The organism is Streptomyces tyrfis (assembly GCF_037034285.1).
GTDB lineage: Bacteria > Actinomycetota > Actinomycetes > Streptomycetales > Streptomycetaceae > Streptomyces.
Window position 1 is genome coordinate 1 of the sequence record NZ_JBAGJZ010000081.1, and the last position, 17,416, is coordinate 17,416.

The following is a 17,416-nucleotide window of genomic DNA, read 5'->3' on the forward strand; positions in this document are numbered from 1 at the left end:
CGAGATGCTGCCCACCCCCGAGCACGCGTGGCTCACCGACGACCGGGGCAACGCGTACACCTCCGAACTCCGCTTCGTTGCCGTCGACCAGCACGACTGACAGCGCGACACACCCTCCGACGGGGTGTCCGGCCGCACCGGCCGGGCACCCCGTCCTTTGCTGTGCCCACCGCCGGCCCGGGGCCGTGGGCCGGCACGCCCCCCCCGCGAGCCCGCGCGTACCGCCGTCCGGCCGCACCGGCCGTGCGCGACGGGCTCCCGCGTACGGGCGTCGGGCGAACCGGCCGGGCGCGGGGCCCGTCCGCGTACGCGCTCCCGGCCCCGGTCGACCTACGGCTTCCGGCTCCCGGCAGCGGGCCCGGAGCCGCGCGTGCGGGCCCGCTCGGCCTACGGGCTCCCGGCCCCGGCCCCGGCAGCGGGCCCGGCCCCACGCGTGTGCGGGCCCGGCTCGGCCTACGCGGCCCCGCCCCGGCACGCGGGCAGCACGGAGCCCGGCCGGGTGGTCCGGCCGGGCTCTGGCGGTGTCCTTTGCCGGGGTCAGCCCAGCAGGCCGGCCAGGGTCTCGGCCAGGGACGTGACGTGGGGCAGGCGCATGACGCCGAAGTGGTCGCCGGGGACCCGGTGGGCCTCGACGGCGGCGTTCAGCTCCCGCCAGCGGTCCAGGTACTCCTCGTAGGTCTGGCCGAGAGCGACCTCGTGCTCGCCCCGGGCGAGTTCATCGCTGATGATCAGGTGCAGCGTGCCGGGGAAGTAGCGGTGCCGGTAGGTGAGGGTCATCTCCATCACCTCGCGCCAGATCCGGGCCGACGGGAGCCAGACTTCGGCCCCGTTCCGCTCGGGGAGCACGATCCCGGTCTCCGGGTCCGCGTCGTCCACCAGGTGGTTCAGCAGCTTCAGGATCTCGTCGCGCAGCGCGCCCGTGTCCTCCTCCGGGCCTGCCGCGGCCAGCTCCTCCAGCCTGGCGGTGCAGCTCTCGATCAGCCGGAACTCCTCCCACAGGCCCTGCCTCTCGTGGCTGTCCAGGCCCGGGTCGAGCAGGATGAACGTGACCTCCTCGCCCTCCGCCCTCAGCCGGTCCGCCATCTCCGCGGTGATCCCGCTGCCGCCGCACCAGCCGAGCAGCCGGTAGGGGCCGTGCGGGCGGGCCCGGCGGATCTCGGTGACGTACCGCTCGGCCATCTCCGCGGCGGTGGGCACCGGCTTCCCGGGGCCGGACTGGAGCCCGGGCCACTCCAGGGCGGCGACCGGCAGGTCCTCGGCCAGATGTGGGACCAGCCGCTGGTACCAGTGGGCGCTGCCGCCCCCGGGGTGGACGCAGAAGAGGGGCGCCTGTCCGCCTTCCCTGCGCAGCCACATCAGGGCGCCGCGCGAGGCGCCGCCCGTCTCGCCGCGTTCCGCGGCGGCGGCGACGGCGTCCAGGGTGTGGTGCTCCACGAAGGCCCGCACGGTCAGTTCCAGGCCGTGCCGTTCCCGCAGCAGTGCGATGGCCCGCAGAATCAGCAGGGAGTGCCCGCCGAGCAGGAAGAAGTCGTCGTGGGCGCCCACCCGTTCGAGGTTCAGGACCTCCGCCCACACCTCGGCCAGGGCCCGTTCGGCGGCGGTGCGCGGGGCCACCGCCTCGCCGCCGGTGCCGACGCCGCCCGGCGCCGGCAGCGCGGCCCGGTCCAGCTTGCCGTTGGCGTTCAGCGGCAGCTCGCCCAGCCGGACCCAGGCGCTGGGCACCAGGAAGGCCGGGACCCGCTGCCGCAGCGCGGCGCGCAGGGCCGCCGGGTCGAATTCCGCGTGCTCCTCCGGGACGACATAGCCGACCAGCTGCTTGTCGCCGTCCGGGCCCGGACGCACGGCCGCGGCGGCCTCGTGCACGCCGGGCAGGCCGTTCAGTGCGGCCTCCACCTCGCCGAGCTCGATGCGGTGGCCGCGCACCTTGACCTGGTGGTCGCGGCGGCCCAGGAAGTGGAGGACGCCGTCCGGGTCCTGGCGGACCAGGTCGCCGGTCCGGTAGAGCCTGCCGCCGGGCCGGGCGCCGGTGGGGTCGGGGACGAAGCGGTCGGCGGTCAGCCCCGGCCGGCCCAGATAGCCGCGGGCCACCCCCGGGCCGCCGAGCAGCAGTTCGCCGGGGACGCCGTAGGGGACCGGGTCGAGGTTCTCGTCGGTGACCAGCGCGGTGGTGTGCGCGATGGGCGGGCCGATGGGGAGGGCCCGGTCCGTCTGCTCCACGGTGAGGGCGTGCTGTCCGGTGGCGAAGGTGGTGCACTCGGTCGGCCCGTACATGTTGCTGACCCGCAGCCCGTGGCCGAGCGCGGTCCGCACCCGGCCGGGGGAGAGCACGTCCCCGCCGGTCAGCAGCGCACGCAGCCCGGTCAGCGCCTCGGGGCAGCTCTCCACCATCAGGTGGAAGAGGCTCGTGGTCAGGAACGCCACGGTCACCCGCCGCTCCCGCAGGACCTCGGCGATGTCCGCCGTGGTGGGGGTGCCGGGCGGGACGAACGCCAGCCGGCCGCCGTTGGCCAGTGTGCCCCACAGCTCGAAGGCGGAGGCGTCGAAGGCCAGCGGGGAGACCACCAGCACGGTGTCCTGCGGCCCGATCTCCGCGTGGTTCTCGCCGTGCACCAGACGCACGACGTTGCGGTGCGTGACCTGGACGCCCTTGGGGCGCCCGGTGGATCCCGAGGTGTAGATGACGTAGGCGGTGTTGTCCGGACCGGTGCCCGCGCCCGGATCCGTTCGCGGCTGAGCCTCCAGCTCGGCCCGTTCGGTGTCCAGCAGCACGGTCCCGACGCCGCTCGTCAGCAGTCCGGACAGCCGGCCGGCCAGCTCGGAGCGGGTGACCAGCAGCCCGGCGCCGGAGTCGGCGAGCAGGTAGCCGATCCGCTCCTCGGGGTACTCCGGGTCGACCGGGACGTAGCAGCCGCCCGCCTTCGTCACGCCGAGGAGAGCGATCACCGTCTCCGGGCCGCGCTCCAGGCAGACCGCGACGGGCTCCTCGGCCCGGACCCCGCGGGCCCGCAGCAGGTGGGCGAACTGGTTGGCACGGGCCTCCAGCTCGCCGTAGGTGATGGTGGAGTCCGCGTCGACCAGTGCCACGTCCTGCGGCCTGGAGCGGCCGGCGATCAGCTCCGGCAGGGTCGTCTCGGGCGGCAGGGGGCGGGGCGCCGGGGTGGCGGTGGGCCGGGCCAGCTCGGCGGCGCGGAAGGCGCCGGGGGCGGCCTCCGGCCGCTCGGCCATGGTCCGCAGCACCTCCACGAAGGTGGCGGCCATCGCCTCCAGCCGGGCCCGTCCGGCCCAGCCGGGGCGGCAGGTCATCCGCAGTTCGCCGGGGAAGGTCCACACGTCGAAGGTGAACTCGTTGGGGCTGCTGTCGGTGATGGCCTCCGGCGCGGTGTCGGAGTGGTCCAGCACATGGAAGTCGAGATAGCCGAAGATCACGTCGACCAGCGGGGCGCCGCCGCCCCACTCGCGCTGCATGGCGGGCAGCGGATAGCGGCGGTGCGGCCAGAGGGCCGCCTCCTCGGCGAAGACCGCGCGCAGCAGCTCCTCCCAGCTGGACGCGTCCAGGTCCACCGCGAACGGCACGGTGTTGAGGTACATGCCGCGCACCTCGTCGCCGTCCGGCAGTTCGGGGCGGCCGTTGCACACGGCTCCCGCGAAGAAGCGGCGCTGCCCCGAGATCAGGCCCATCAGCTTCAGATGGGCGGTGTAGAGCACCGTCTTCAGCGAGGTGCCGGTACGGGCGGCGAGCCGGCGCAGCGCCGGGTCCAGCTCCGCCCAGGAGACCCGGACCTCGTGGGCCGGTCCGCCGGACTCGGCGAGCGCGGTGGGCGCGGGCAGCTCCAGGCGCGGGAAGCCGCCGATCCGGCCCTGCCAGAAGGCGCGGTCCTCCGCCGATTCGAGCGAGGCCCGTTCCAGCGCGATGAAGTCGGCGTAGCGGGCGCGCGGCGGCGGGGTGACGGCGCAGTCCGCGTCGTCCCGCACCCGGCCGTAGTCGGCGCGGATCTCCTGGATCACCGAATGGTGGCTCCAGCCGTCCAGGATGGCGTGGCACTCGGTGTGCGTGAGGACCCAGGCGCGCTCACCCGTGCGGTGCACGTGGTAGCGCAGCAGCGGGGCGCGCTCCAGGTCGAACGGTGTGCGCTGCTCGGCGTCGCGGAACTCCGCGAGGGCGGACCGCTGTTCGTCCGCCGTCAGCCCGCGCAGATCGGTGAACCCGACCTCGGCCTCGGCATGCCGGTGCACCAGCTGGAGCGGTCCGGAGAAGCCGGACAGCCGGAAGGAGGTGCGCAGGATCTCGTGCCGGTCGACGAGCCGCCGTATCGACTCGCGCAGCGCCGGGAGGGAGAACGGGCCGTCGTCGGCGAAGTGGAAACTGCAGACGTTCTGGTAGGTGTTGGCCTCCGGGCCGGCCAGCAGCTCGTACACCATCCCGGCCTGGACCTCGCCCAGCGGATAGGCGTCGACCAGCCCGTCCGGCAGCCGCTCCCGGTCGGCCGGGTCCAGCTGGGCGAACGGCTCGACCAGATGGTGTCCCGGGTCGCCGTCGGAGGTCTCGGCGGCGACGGTGGCCAGCTGGGCGGCGGTGGGGTGGGTGAACAGGTGCTGTACGGACAGGGCCAGGCCCCGCCCCTGGAGGGCGCCCACCGCGCGGATCGCCCGGATGGAGTCGCCGCCCAGGTCGAAGAACCGGTCGTGGACGCCGACCTGGTCGAGGTCCAGCGCGGCGGCCAGCTCCTCGGTGATCGCCCGCTCCACCGGGGTGCGCGGCGCCGTGTACTCACCCGCCCGGCTGTCGCGGCTGCGGTCGGGGGCGGGCAGCGCCTTGCGATCGGTCTTGCCGCTGGCGGTCAGCGGCAGGGCGTCCAGCACCATCCAGTCGGCGGGCACCATGGCGTCCGGCAGCCGCTCGCGCAGCCAGGCCCGGATCTCGCCGGTGTCGGGGGCGGCCGGTCCCGGCCGGCCGATGACATAGGCCACCAGTTGCCCCTGGTGCACCGCGACGGCCGCGGAGGCGACCGCGGGGTGCTCGTGGAGGACCTCCTCGATCTCGCCCAGTTCGATGCGCTGGCCGCGGATCTTGACCTGGTGGTCCAGGCGGCCCAGGTAGTCGATGGAGCCGTCCGGCAGATAGCGGGCCAGGTCGCCGGACCGGTACAGCCGTCCGCCGGGCGTCGTGCCGAAGGGGTCGGGAACGAAGCGCTCGGCGGTCAGCGCCGGTCTGCCGACGTAGCAGCGGGCCAACTGGACGCCGCCGAGCAGCAGTTCGCCAGGAACCCCGACCGGCACCGGCCGCAGTGCCGCGTCCACGATGTAGGTACGGGTGTTGGCGACGGGCCTGCCGATGGTGACCCGGCGGCCGGGGACGCACGGGGCGCTGGTGACGTCCACGGCGGCCTCGGTCGGGCCGTAGAGGTTGTGCGGGGCGATCCCGAGGCGTTCGGCCGAGGCGGTGACCAGGTCCCCCGGCAGCGCCTCCCCGCTGCACACGACGCGGCGCACCGAGGGCAGGGCGGGGACGGGGCCCGCGAGGAAGGCCCGCAGCATGGACGGCACGAAGTGCAGGGTGGTGATGGACTCCTCGGCGATGGTCCGGGCCAGATAGGCCGGGTCCCGGTGGCCGCCGGGGCGGGCCATCACCAGGGTGGCGCCCGCGGACAGCGGCCAGAAGAACTCCCAGACCGAGACGTCGAAGCCCATCGGGGTCTTCTGGAGCACCCGGTCGGTGGCGTCGAGGCCGAACTCCCGCTGCATCCAGTGCAGCCGGTTGACGATCGCCCGGTGCTCGACCAGCACCCCCTTGGGGCGGCCCGTGGATCCGGAGGTGTAGATGACATAGGCGGCGTCGCCCGGACCGGGCGCGGTCCCGGCCCGGCCCGGGACGCCGTCCGGGAGCAGTCCGCCGCGCGCCAGCGGCAGGACCTCGACCTCGGCGGGCACGCCGGAAGGTGCGGCCCCGGCGTCGGTGAGCAGGATCCGGGCGCCGGAGTCGGCCAGCATGAACCGGCACCGCTCCGGGGGGAGTTCCGGCTCCAGCGGCAGATAGGCGCTGCCCGCCTTGAGCACGCCGAGGAGGGCCACCAGCAGGCCGCGGGAGCGTTCCAGGCACACGCCGGTGACGGTGCCGGGGCCCGCGCCCCGGGCCCTGAGCGCGGCGGCCACGGCGTCCGCCCGGTGGTTCAGCTCCGCGTAACTCAGCGTCCCGGCCTCGTCGGTGACCGCCACGGCGTCCGGGGCGGCCGCCGCTTGGGCCTCGAACAGCCCGTGCAGCGTGCCGGGGGGAAATCGGGTGGCGGTGTCGTTCCAGTCGTGCACCACCTCGCGCAGCTCCGGCCCGGACATCAGCTCCAGGCCGCCGACCGGCGCGTCCGGGTCGGCGACCGCGGCGGCCAGCAGCCGGGTGAAGTGACCGGCCATGCGCGCCGCCGTGGCCGGGTCGAACAGCGCGGTGGCGTAGTTGAGCCCGCCGGAGAGCGAGCCGTCCGGCCGTTCGGTGACGCTGAGCGTCAGATCGAACTTGGCGGTGGTCTCGCCGACCGCCTGCCGTTCCACCGTCAACGTCCCCGTACCACCGCCGTCGGCCCCTCCGGGGGCCTGTCCGTCGGCGCCCTCCCAGAGGAACATCGCGCCGAAGAGCGGTGTGCGGGAGGGGTCGCGCTCCGGGGCGAGGGCGTTGACCAGCCGCTCGAAGGGCACCTCCTGATGGCCGTAGTCGTCCAGCGCGCCCTCCCGAAGCCGGGTCAGCACCTCGGCGAAGCCGGGGTCGCCCGAGAGATCGGTGCGCAGGACCAGGGTGTTGAGGAAGAGGCCCAGCATCTCCTGCGTCTCGGCCCGGTCCCGGCCGGAGACCGGGGTGCCGACCGCGATGTCGGTGCTGCCGGTGTACCGGCTCAGCAGCACCTGGAACGCGGCGAGGGCGGCCATGAACGGGGTGGCGCCGTGCTCGCGCGCCAGCCGGGAGAGACGGGCGGCGACCTCGGCGGGCACGGTGAACGGGGCGACCGCCCCGGTCTCGTCCCGGACCGCCGGACGCGGCCGGTCGGTGGGCAGCTCCAGCGGCGCGAGTCCCGCCAGCCGCTTCCGCCAGTAGCCGAGGCCGTCCGCCAGACGCTCCTCGGTGAGCCGTTCGCGCTGCCAGACGGCGAAGTCCGCGTACTGGAGGGCCGGCGGTCCGGGCGCCGGCTGCTCCGGACCGCTCAGCCTGCGGTATCCGTCGGTCAGCTCGCGCACCAGCAGGTCCTCCGACCAGCCGTCCGCCGCGATGTGGTGCACGGTCACGAAGAGCGTGTGGTCCTCGGCCGCGCGCCGGACCAGCACGGCACGGAGCACGGGCCCCTCGGCCAGGTCCACCGGCTGCCGCCCCGAGGTGCCCAGCGCGGCCAGGCGGCGGGCGCGGTCCTCCGGGGCCAGCCCGCTCAGGTCCTCCTCGGCGAGGTCCACCGGCGCGGGCGCGTCGATGACCTGGACCGGATCGCCGTCGACGACCGGGTAGCGGGTGCGCAGCACCTCGTGCCGCGCCACCAGCGCGTCCAGCGAGCCGCGCAGCGCCCGGACGTCGAGGGGGCCGCGCAGCCGCAGCGCGGCCGTCATCAGGTAGGTGGTGGAGCCCGGGCCGAGCCGGTCCAGCACCCACAGCCGCTGCTGGGCGAAGGAGAGCGGCAGCGGGCCGCCGCGCGGGGCGCGGGCGATGCCGTCGGACGGAGCCGGGGCGGCGGCCCCGCGCAGCCGCTGCCTCAGCAGCTGGGCGCGGAGTGCCGCGGGGTCGAGCGTCTGGTGCGTCATCGTGCGCCTTCCGGGTTCAGTAGTTCCGCGACCTCTGCGTCGGAGAGCTGGGCGATGGCCGCCTCGACGGCCTCGGTGACGGCCGCCGCGAGGGCGGCGACGGTGGTCTTCTCGAAGATCCGGCGGAGCGGGAGGTCCACCGCGAAGGACTCCCGGATCCGGGCGAGCACCCGGGTGGCCAGCAGCGAGTGGCCGCCCAGCTCGAAGAAGTCGTCCTCGGCGCCGACCTGTTCGACGCCGAGCGTCTCGGCCCAGATGGCGGCCACCGTCTCCTCGGCCGGGTCCCGGGGCGGCACATGGGCGCGTTCGGCGGTGGTGGCCGGGGCGGGCAGGGCCTTGCGGTCGATCTTCTGGCTGGCGGTCATCGGCAGGGTGTCCAGGGAGGTCCACAGCGCCGGGATCATGTAGTCGGGCAGCCGGTCCCGCAGATGCTCGCGGAGCACGGCCGGGTCCGGGGCGGCGGCGCCGTCCCGGCCGGTCACATAGGCGGCCAGCCGGCGGTTGCCCGGGGTGATCTCGGGTGCGGTGACGGCCGCCGCGCCGACGCCGGGATGCCCGGTCAGGGCGGCCTCGATCTCGCCGAGCTCGATGCGCAGCCCGCGGATCTTCACCTGCTGATCGATCCGGCCCAGGAACTCCAGGGCGCCGTCCGGCCGGTACCGCACCAGGTCACCGGTGCGGTACAGCCGCTCGCCCGCCCCGCCGAACGGATCGGGCACGAACTGCTCGGCGGTCAGTTCCGGCCGCCCGTGGTAGCCGCGGGCGAGCCGCGCGCCGCCGACGCAGAGTTCGCCGGGGACGCCGAGCGGCACCGGGCGCTGCCGGGCGTCCAGGACGTAGGCCCGGGTGCCGGCGAACGGACGGCCCAGCGGCATCGAGGCGGTGTCCCGTTGCCCGTCGTGCTCGACCGCCCCGGTGTGCAGCAGGCAGGTCACGGTGGCCTCGGTCGGGCCGTAGCAGCAGACGAACCGGCCGGGCAGCCCGCTCGCCGCCCACTGCCGGGCGTCGGCCACCGTGACCACGTCGCTGCTGAGGTTGATCAGCTTCAGCCCGGTGAGCACGCTCGTGTCGTAGTTCATCGCCTCCCGGTAGTAGGCCGGGGTGGTCTCCATGACCGTGACGCCGTGCTCGGCGAGCCGGGCCGGGAGTTCGGCCGGGCTCCAGAACAGCGGATCGGCGATCACCACGGCGGCGCCGGTCAGCAGCGGGGCGGCGATCTGCTCCATCGCGACGTCGAACGTCAGGGAGGAGAGCTGGACCACCCGTTCGCCGGGGCCGATGCCGTACGCGTCGGCGGCGATCCGGCAGTGGTGGGCGTAGGCGCGGTGGTCGATCATCACCCCCTTGGGCCGTCCGGTGGAGCCGGAGGTGTAGATCATGTAGGCGAGGTTGTCCGGGGCCGCCGGGACGCCCGGCAGCTCCTCGGCCGCGTCGGCGGCGGGGTCCCCGGCGTCGAGGGCTTCCACGGTGAGCACCCGCAGGCCGTCGCCGGTGAAGGCGACCGCGTGCTCGGCCGTGGTGACCACGAACCGCGCCCCGGCGTCCTCGACGGTCCCGGCGAGACGCCGCCGCGGATGCCGGGGGTCGAGCGGTACGTAGACCGCGCCCGCCCGCAGCACACCGAGCAGCGTCACCACGGCGTCGATCCCGCGTTCCTGGCAGGAGGCCACCACCGTCTCGGGACCGGCGCCCAGAGCCCGCAGCCGCCGGGCGAACCGGGCCGACCGCGCCTCCAGCGCGGCGTAACCGACCTCTTCCGCGCCGAAGACCAGGGCGGTGGCGTCCGGGGTGCGGGCGGCCTGCCGGACGAACAGCTCCGGCACGGTCAGGTCGCGCTCGGCCTCGGGGAGGATCTCCGGCAGCCGGGCGGCGTACGGGTCGGGCCAGCTGCCGAGCAGCTGCCGCCGCTCGGCGCCGGTCATCAGCTCCAGCGCGGCCAGGGAGGTCTCCGGCGCGGCGGTCACCGACTCCAGCAGCCGCAGGTAGTGGGCGGCCAGCCGCTCCACCGTGGCGCGGTCGAACAGCGCGCTCGCGTACTCGAACCAGCAGTGCATCCGCCCGTCCGGGCGCTCCTTCACGGTCAGGGTGAGGTCGAACTTGGCCGTCCGCGGGCCCGCGTTGAGCGGTTCGGCCGGCAGCCCGCCGAGGGTGGCGGTCAGCCCGCCCATGTGCTGGTGCTCGAACATCACCTGGAACAGCGGGTTGCGCGACAGGTCGCGTTCCGTCCCCAGCTCGTCCACGAGCTGCTCGAACGGCACGTCCTGGTGCGCGAACGCCCCCAGGCAGTCCTCCTTCACCCGGGCCAGCAGCTCCGCGAAGGCCGGGTCGCCGCCCAGATCGGTGCGGATCACCAGGCTGTTGACGAAGAGGCCGAGCAGACCCTCGGTCTCCTCCCGGGTGCGGGCGGCCACCGGGACGCCCACCGCGATGTCGGTGCGTCCGGTGTAGCGGTGCAGCAGCACCTGGAAGGCGCCGAGCAGGGTCATGAACGGGGTCGCGCCGTGCCGGGAGCCCAGCTCGGCGACCGCCCGGCCGACGGCCTCCGGGACATCGACGATGACGGTGTCCCCGGCGGCGTCGCGGGTGGCCGTCCGGGGCCGGTCGGACGGCAGCTCGACCGGGGTGAGTCCGCCCAGGCGGCCCAGCCAGTAGCCGAGTTGGCGGCCCGTCTCCGGACCGTCCTCCCGGCCGCGCTGCCAGGCGGCGAAGTCCGCGTACTGGACCGGGCCGGGGCGCAGCGGCGACGGCCGTCCGGCGGCGAGCGCGGTGTAGGCGGTGTCCAGGTCGCGCAGGAACACCTTGGTGGACCAGGCGTCGAAGGCGATGTGGTGTGCGGCGAGCGCCACCCAGTGGTCCTCGGGGTCGGCGCGGATCACGGTGACCCGCAGCGGATGCTCGGCCGACAGGTCGAAGGGGGCGCACAGCGCCTCGTCGAGCAGCCTCCGGGCGCGGTCGGCCGCGTCGCCCGCGCCGCCGGCGTCCCCGGTGAGGTCCACCAGCCGGAACGCCACCGGGCCCGGCGGGTCGATGAGCTGCACCGGGCTGCCGTCCCGGTCCGCGTACCGGGTGCGCAGCACCTCGTGCGCCCGGGCCACCTCGTCCAGCGCGCCCCGGAGGGCGGCGGTGTCCAGCGGACCGCGCAGCCGCAGCGCGAGCGGGATCAGGTACTCCTGGCTGCCCGGCTCCAGCTGGTCCAGGAACCACATGCGCCGCTGGCCGAAGGAGAGCGGCGGCTCGCCGTCCCGGGGCACCGGCACGATGCCGTCGTCCGCGGCGCCGACGGCGCCGGTGGCCCGGTCGATGCGGGCGGCCAGGACGGCGGGGGTGCGGTCGGCGAAGAGGTCGGCGACCGTCATCTCGACGCCGAAGGCGCGGCGCAGCCCGAGCACCAGCCGGATGGCGAGGAGCGAGTGGCCGCCGAGGGTGAAGAAGTCGTCGTCCGGGCCGGGTTCGGGGATCTCCAGGACCGCGGCCATCGCCTCCACGACGGCCCGCTCGGTCGCCGTACGCGGAGCGGTACGGTCCGGGTCCGCCGCGACCGGCGGCTGCGCGGCCTCCTCCGGCCCGGGCAGCGCGCGCCGGTCCACCTTGCCGCTGGCGGTCAGCGGCAGGGCGTCCAGCAGCACCAGCCGGGACGGCACGACCGCGGCGGGCAGCCGCGCGGCGAGGTGGGCCAGCAGCTCCGTCCGCAGCTCCGCGCCGGCGGCCCCGGGGCCGGCCGGCACGGCGTACGCGGTCAGCTCCAGTTCGCCGTGCGCGCCGGGCCGGGCCACGACCGCCGCCCCGGCGGTCCCCGGATGCGCCAGCAGCAGGGCCTCGATCTCGGCCGGTTCGACCCGGACGCCGTGGATCTTCACCTGGTCGTCGGCCCGGCCCAGGAACTCCAGGGTGCCGTCGGACCGCCAGCGCACCAGGTCGCCGGTGCGGTACCAGCGCCCGCCCGGCACGGCGGCGTACGGGTCCACGCCGAAGCGTTCGGCGGTCAGCCCGGGGCGGCCCAGATAGCCGCGGGCCAGCCCCGCGCCCCGTACGCACAGTTCCCCGGGCACCCCGATCGGGACCAGCAGGTCGGCCGGGTCCACCACGGAGACGCCGACGCCCGGCAGCGGGGCGCCGATGGCGACCGTGCCGGAACCGGGCAGCCCCTCGCCCGCGTAGCGGTGCGCGGTCGAGTCGATGGAGCACTCGGTGGGCCCGTAGGTGTTGGAGATCTCGACCCCGGGCACGACCGCGCGCAGCCGCTCGCACAGGTCGGCGGGGAGCGGCTCGCCCGCCGAGCTGACCAGGCGCAGCGTCGTGCAGTCGGCCAGCGCCGGCTCCTGGACGAGCAGGCGCAGCACCGAGGGCACCAGCTGGAGCAGCGTGACCCCGTGGCGGGCCATGGCGGCGGCCATCACGGACGGGTCGCGGTGCGCGTCCGCCGGGGCCATCACCACGGTGCCGCCGGAGACCAGCGGGGACAGGAACTCCCACAGGGCGGCGTCGAATCCGATGGTGGTCTTCTGGAGCAGCCGGTCGGCGGCCGTCATCGCGTACGCCTCCACCGACCACAGCACCCGGTTGCGCAGCCCGCCGTGCGTCACCACCACGCCCTTGGGGGCGCCGGTGGACCCGGAGGTGTACACCAGGCAGGCCGCTTCGTCCGGGCCGGCCGGGTGGGGGAGGAAGCCCGCCGTCGCGCTCGGGGCGCCGGTCGCGGCGGACCACTCGGCGTCCAGGGCCCGGACCCGGGGACGGTCCCCGAAGCGGTCGCGCAGCGCCTCCTCGGTGAGCACCAGCTCCGTCCCGGAGTCCGTCAGCAGGAAGTCCCGCCGGGCGTCCGGGAGATCCGGCGCCAGCGGCACGAGGACGCCGCCCGCGGCCAGTACGGCCAGGAGCGCGGTCACCAGATCCGGGCCGCGGCGCAGGCTGACCGCGACCGGGTCGCCGGGGCGCACGCCCTCGGCGCGCAGCAGGCCGGCCAGCCACGACACCCGCCCGGCCAGCCCCGCGTAGTCCAGCGGGCCGCCGTCGTCGGCGACGGCCGTCGCCGACGGGGTGGCGGCCGCTTGGTCCAGCACCAGCCGGACCAGGCCGCGGCCGTCCCGGTCCCGGCCCGCCGGGCGGGCCGTCCCTTCGCCCCAGGCGGTGAGCGTGGCGCGCTCCGCCGGGGCGGCCGGCTCCAGCCGGTCCACCGGGGTGCCGGGTGCGGCGACCACCTGGTCGAGCAGGTGCAGGAAGTTCTGCGCCATCCGCTCGATCCGGTCCCGGTCGAAGAGCGCGGTGGGATAGATGAACTCGCCCGCCACCGTGCCGTCCGGACGCTCCGTCAGGTGCAGGGAGAGGTCGAACGCGGAGCTCCGCGCCCCGTCGTCCACCCGGGTCACCTCCAGACCCGGCAGCGCGAACGGGCGGCGGTGCGCGTTGTGCAGGGTGAACGCGGCCTGGAAGACCGGGTTGCGCCCGGCGTCCCGCTCCGGGGCGAGGGCCGCGACCACCCGCTCGAAGGGCGCCTCCTGGTGGCTGTAGGCGTCCAGAGTGGTGTTCTTCACCCGGGACAGCAGCTCCCGGAAGTCGGGCGCCCCACCCAGATCCGTGCGCAGCACCACCGTGTTGAGGAACAGGCCGATCAGCCGCTCCAGCCTGGCGTCGTCCCGGTTGGCCAGGGAGACCCCGACCGCGATGTCGTCCTTCCCGGAATAACGGGCCAGCAGCAGCTGATACGCGGCGAGCCCGGCCATGAAGAGCGTGGCGCCCCGCTCCTTGGCGAGCGCGGCGAAGCGGGCCGCCAGCGGGGCCGGCACGGTGAACGCGACCGTGTCCCCGGTGGCGTCCCACCGCGCCGGACGCGGCCGGTCGGTGGGCAGCTCCAGCGGCGCCACTCCCGCCAGCCGCTCCCGCCAGTGGCCGAGCTGCCGCTCCAGCAGCTCCGGCTGGGCCGCCCACCACTCGCGCTGCCAGTCCGCGTAGTCCGCGTACTGGAGCTCCAAGGGCTCCGGGGGCCGGACCGGCGAGGCGGCATCGGCGACGAACACCCCGTACAGTTGCCGCAGTTCGTCGGCGAGCAGGCCCCAGGACCAGCCGTCGAAGGCGATGTGGTGGAAGGTCAGCAGCAGGGCCGCGTCCTCCGGCGCCAGCCGGACCACGGCGACCCGCCAGGGATGGTCCCGGCGCAGATCGACCGGCGTGCCGGCCCAGGCGCCGCCGAACTCCCGCAGGCTCTGTTCCCGCCGGTCCTCCGGGACGTCGCCGAGGTCGGCGAACTCCGGCTTCACCGGCCCGGGTTCGTCGATGACCTGGACGGCGCGACCGTCCTCGTCGACGTACCGGGTGCGCAGCACCTCGTGCCGGGCGGCGATCTCGGTGAGCGCGGCGGTCAGCGCGTCCGTGTCCAGCGGGCCCCGGATTCTGAAGGTCTCGTGCATCAGATACTCGGCGGCGTCACCCGACCTGAGGTGGTCGAGCAGCCACAGCTGTTCCTGTGCGAAGGACAGCGGATAACCGCCGTCGACGGGTGCCATCGGTCGTGTCTCCCTGGGCAGGTGGTGGTGAGGGGCGGTGCGGGCGGACGGTCAGCCCCGCTCGACGGGTCCGCCGGAGGGCTCGGCCATCGCGACGGCGATCTTCCGGGGGCCGGTGAACGACTCCCGGGCGTGCGCGGCGAGCATGTTGTCGACGACCAGCACGTCGCCCTGCCGCCAGTCGAACCGGCGCTGTTCGGCGCGGTAGCAGTCCCGCAGATGGGCCACCACCTCGTCCGGCACCGGGGCGCCGTCGCCGTAGTAGGTGTTGGTCGGCAGGTCCGCCTCGTCGTACATCTCCCGCAGCGCGGCGCAGAGGTCGGGCTTCAGCGTGGTGACGTGGAAGAACGTGAGGTGGTTGAACCACACCCGCTCCCCGGTGACCGGGTGGCGGTGCACGGCCTCGCGGCGGGCGCGGGTACGCAGGCCCCCGGCGGTCCACTCGGCGACCACGCCGTTGCGCGCGCAGTACGCCTCGACCTCGGCGCGGTTCTCGGTGTCGAAGGCGTGCTGCCACGGGACGCCGAACCCGTCCGTGAAGTTGCGCACCACCATCCAGCCGCGGGCGGCGAATTCCTCCCGTACCCCGGGGTCGATGGCGGCCAGCACCCGCCGGGTGTCGGCGAGCGGGGTGGAGCCGAGGGTGTCGGGCGGGGTCACACAGAAGAAGAACACCGTCAGCGGCCAGGTGGCCTGGTAGGAGTTCTCGTTGTGCAGGAAGATCTCCTCCGACGGCGGATAGTCCGTCGAGGTGTACACCTGGCCCTTGATGGTGGACCGGGGCGAGGAGCGCTCGGCGTAGGCCAGCGGCTCGCCGCCGATGGTGCGGACCGTCCGCGCGAAGCCGTCCACCCCGTCGTGGCCGAAGCCGCGCAGCAGTACGGCGCCGTGCTCGCGCAGCCGGGCGCGGATCTCCGCGCGGGCGGCGGCCAGCCGCTCCGCGGGGGGCCCCTGACCGGGCGCGGCGGCCATCAGATGGGGAAGCGTCTGTCCGGACGCCCGCGGCCCGGCGGCCGTCGGCGCGAACAGCGCTGAAGGGTTCGCAGTCATACCCGCCAGGGTCGGCGCACCCCTCTCCCCCTGGCAGAGAACATCCGGCGAAGTCTTCGGCAGGGCGGGTGCGTCCCTTTCTGCGCGTCCTTCCCTGGGGCCGGTGCGCCGCCGCCGGGCACGCTGGCGGCACCGTGCGGCCCGGCCGTTCAACCGGTGTGCCGGGCATCCGGCGCGGCTGTCGAGAGGATTCCCATGTCGGAGTGGAGGACACGCCCATGAGCAGGGTCGCCGGCGACGCGGGCGCCGTTCCCGAGCCGCCGCCGTTGCGGCGCAACCGGGACTTCATGCTGCTGTGGAGCGGTTCGGCGGTGGCGATCATCGGCTCCACGGCGTCCACGGTGGCGTATCCGCTGCTGATCCTCGCGGTGACGGGCTCGCCCTCCGCCGCCGGGCTGGTCGGGTTCGTCGTGCTGCTGCCGGCCCTGCTCTTCCAACTGCCGGCCGGGGTCCTGGTCGACAGCTGGAACCGCAAGCGGGTGATGATGTGGTGCGACGGCCTGCGGGCGGCCGGCGCGGCCAGCGTGGTGCTGGCGCTGCTGGCCGGTCAACTGCGGCTGGCGCATGTGATGGTGGTCGGCTTCGTGGAGGGCACGCTCACGGTGCTCAACGGCCTGGCCTCCACCGCGGCGGTGCCCAATGTGGTGCACCGGAGCCAGCTGTCGGCGGCGCTGGCCGGGAACGAGGCGCGCGGCCGGGCCGCCACCATGATCGGCACCCCGCTGGGCGGCGTCCTCTTCGGCCTCGGCCGGGCGGTGCCGTTCGTGCTGGAGACCGTCGCCTACCTGGTGTCACTGGCGACGCTGCTGGGCATCCGCAAGGACTTCCAGGCGGGCCGCCCCGGCGAACCGGCACGGGCCGAGGCCGGCGCGGCGGCGGACAGCCGCCGCACCCGGGTGCTGAGGCAGGCGGGCCGGATGGCGGAGGGGCTGACCTGGCTGTGGCGGCGGCCCCTGCTGCGGACCACGGCGCTCCTGGTGGCCGGCAGCAATCTGCTCTTCCGGGCGCTCTTCCTGGTGATGATCGTGCTGCTCGCCGAGGAGGGCGCCCGGCCGGCCGCGATCGGCCTGCTGATCGGTGTGGCCGGGGGCTGCGGCATGCTCGGTTCCCTGGTCGCCGGCTGGTTCGGGCGCACCCTCCGGATGAACGCCCTGGTCATCGGCGCCAACTGGGTCTGGGCGCTGCTGATGTGCGTGCTGGCCTTCGGCGGCGGGCTGTGGCCGGCCGCGATCGCCTACACCGCGATGTGGTTCGTCGGGCCCATCTGGAACGTGGCGGTGGGCAGTTACCAGCTGGCCGTCACCCCCGACGAACTGCGCGGCCGGGTGCTGAGCGCCTCCAGCCTGCTGGCCAACGGCGCCCTGCCGCTGGGCGCGCTGATCGGCGGCCTGCTGCTGGACGGCCTCGGCGTGCGGGCCGCGGTGGCGGTGCTGGCCGGGTGGATGGTGCTGATGGCACTGGCCGCCACCCTCGCCCGCCCGGTGCGCCGGGCCACCATGACCGTGATCACCGACCTGCCGGGCCCCGTCCCCGCCGAAATCCCGGCCGCCTCGAAGACCCCGCCCCCTTCCGATGCCCCGACGCCCTCCGCCCCCGCCTCCGCGGCCGCCGTCGACCCGCGCTGAGCGGACGCGCACCCCGCCCGGTTCCCACGTCCCCCTTCCCCGTACGAAAGATGCCGGAGAACACCATGTTCCGTACCATGTTCAAGTCCAAGATCCACCGCGCGACCGTCACCCAGGCCGATCTGCACTACGTCGGATCGCTGACGATCGACGAGGACCTGATGGACGCCGCCGACCTGCTCCCCGGTGAGCAGGTCCAGATCGTCGACATCACCAACGGCGCCCGGCTGGAGACCTATGTGATCTCCGGGGAGCGCGGCAGCGGCGTCATCGGCATCAACGGCGCGGCGGCCCGGCTGGTGCAGCCGGGCGACCTCGTCATCATCATCTCCTACGCCTCCGTGGCGGACGCCGATGCCAAGGCGCTCGTGCCCCGCGTCGTCCACGTGGACCAGGACAACCGGCAGGTGTCGCCGGCCGGTTCGGACCTCGCCGAGCCGGCTCCGGGCAGCGGCACGGTCCGCGGCGACC

The 17,416-nt window shown here is 75.1% G+C and carries 5 protein-coding genes; 2 read left to right on the forward strand and 3 right to left on the reverse strand.

What is annotated here, in order from left to right; all coding sequences use genetic code 11:
• Positions 1 to 537: 537 nt before the first annotated feature.
• From WA762_RS34450 to WA762_RS34460, 3 genes are read right to left on the reverse strand one after another with little or no spacing between them, the layout of a single operon-like run.
• The gene (locus WA762_RS34450; RefSeq protein ID WP_335941526.1) at positions 538 to 7,770 is read right to left on the reverse strand and encodes an amino acid adenylation domain-containing protein; all 7,233 of its coding nucleotides are present in this window, start codon (positions 7,768 to 7,770) and stop codon (positions 538 to 540) included.
• Positions 7,767 to 14,270, reverse strand: a complete 6,504-nt coding sequence (locus tag WA762_RS34455) for an amino acid adenylation domain-containing protein (protein WP_335941527.1) — start codon at positions 14,268 to 14,270, stop codon at positions 7,767 to 7,769. Before WA762_RS34455 ends, WA762_RS34450 begins: the two co-directional genes overlap by 4 nt.
• Positions 14,271 to 14,321: 51 nt before the next feature.
• Positions 14,322 to 15,242, reverse strand: a complete 921-nt coding sequence (locus WA762_RS34460; protein ID WP_335941530.1) for a TauD/TfdA family dioxygenase — start codon at positions 15,240 to 15,242, stop codon at positions 14,322 to 14,324.
• Positions 15,243 to 15,538: 296 nt separating this feature from the next.
• Between WA762_RS34460 and WA762_RS34465 the strand changes: the two genes are divergently transcribed.
• Positions 15,539 to 16,945, forward strand: coding sequence for an MFS transporter (locus WA762_RS34465; RefSeq protein WP_335941528.1), 1,407 nt, complete (start codon positions 15,539 to 15,541; stop codon positions 16,943 to 16,945).
• A gap of 65 nt (positions 16,946 to 17,010) precedes the next feature.
• A partial coding sequence (gene panD, locus WA762_RS34470) for an aspartate 1-decarboxylase (protein WP_335941529.1) occupies positions 17,011 to 17,416 on the forward strand: 406 nt, incomplete at its 3' end.

Excerpts from the sequence above, each read along its gene's own strand:
- WA762_RS34450 (WP_335941526.1), bottom strand. The coding sequence starts at position 7,770 with ATGACGCACCAGACGCTCGACCCCGCGGCACTCCGCGCCCAGCTGCTG.
- WA762_RS34455 (WP_335941527.1), bottom strand. The coding sequence starts at position 14,270 with ATGGCACCCGTCGACGGCGGTTATCCGCTGTCCTTCGCACAGGAACAG.
- WA762_RS34460 (WP_335941530.1), bottom strand. The coding sequence starts at position 15,242 with ATGGCCGCCGCGCCCGGTCAGGGGCCCCCCGCGGAGCGGCTGGCCGCC.
- WA762_RS34465 (WP_335941528.1), top strand. The coding sequence starts at position 15,539 with ATGAGCAGGGTCGCCGGCGACGCGGGCGCCGTTCCCGAGCCGCCGCCG.